This is a genomic window from Aggregatilinea sp. (assembly GCF_036822615.1).
In the GTDB taxonomy this organism is placed as follows: Bacteria; Chloroflexota; Anaerolineae; order Aggregatilineales; family Aggregatilineaceae; genus Aggregatilinea.
Window position 1 is genome coordinate 67397 of sequence record NZ_DAISHJ010000019.1, and the last position, 1119, is coordinate 68515.

Here is a 1119-nt window from a genome sequence, read left to right on the forward strand (position 1 = left end):
GCACCGGAGAGCGCCCCGGCGTCCGGACCAGCCTGGGCGCGCGTCCCAGCCAGCGGAAACGCGAACGCCGCCCCCGCGATGCGGGTCAGCGGCGTACAGTCCGCGCCCGCCTCGTCCAGCGGGGTGAGCGTCCCGTCGCAGTCGGCCATGTCCAGCGCGCGCTCGCCGGGATCGGCCACGCCGTCCGCGTCATATTCCGGCACTTCGCGCCCCGGGGAGGGCGGCGCACCGTCCAGATAGCCCTGCCCCGCCGCGGTCCAGGGATGCCAGTTGGTCAGCACCAGCCCGTGCCCCAGGTAGACGCCGAAATCGGTCGGCGTGTCAGCGCCGGGGAACACGATCGCGACCAGCGACGCCAGCGGCGCGTCCGCCGCGCCGGACACCGGAATAGCCGGACGTATAGGCAGCAAGCCAACGACCATCACCATGACAGCGAGGATCAACACAAATCGCCTAGGCATAAGGGCTACTCCAACGGCAAGGAATGGCGCAGAAGAGAGGATAGTGTCACGTCCAAAAGTCGCCGGGCAGATCCAACCACCGCGCGGGCGGCGTCAGGGCGCGCAGCGCGCCGTCCTGCCACGTCATGATCGGGCGCAGCTCCAGGCGGTCGCCGTCATTGTCGTCCAGCGCCCACTCGCCGATCGACGTCAGGCGCGGCGCGCCGTCGATGACCCGCAGCCCGGCCACGAACGGCAGCCGCTCGGCCAGCGCCCGGTGAATCCAACCCTGTTCGACAGCGGGTTGGTCGCGCCGGATCAGCATGGTCAGCGCGCTGCGCAGGCGGTCGGGCGTGGGATCGCCGCGAAAGACCCACATGCAGCCCGGTTCGGCCTCCGCTTCGGCCAGCAGATGCCACACTGCCCCCGAATCTTCGCCGCGCACTTCATCGATCAACAGCCAGTCCGGTCCGTCGTCCACCGCGCCCCGCAGAATATCGCCAAACGAAGCAGGATCGTCCGGCGTTGGCGTGTGCCACTCGATCGCGGGCGGCAGCGCGATCTCCGCCGCGCGCTCGACCGCCACGATCCGAGCGTCGTCCGGCAGTTCCGCCGCAAGCGCGCCGAGCAGCGTGGTTTTGCCCGTGCTCACGTCGCCCACGATCAACAGCCCGTGCCC

Annotated in this window: 2 protein-coding genes; both read right to left on the minus strand. The window is 70.4% G+C overall.

The features are described 5' to 3' along the window. A partial coding sequence (locus V7116_RS08660) for a hypothetical protein (protein WP_324391506.1) occupies positions 1-461 on the minus strand: 461 nt, incomplete at its 3' end. A 46-nt stretch (positions 462-507) separates the two neighbouring features. After that, positions 508-1119, minus strand: a 612-nt coding sequence (locus V7116_RS08665; RefSeq protein WP_324391507.1) for an ATPase, T2SS/T4P/T4SS family, incomplete at its 5' end; no start/stop codon positions are given.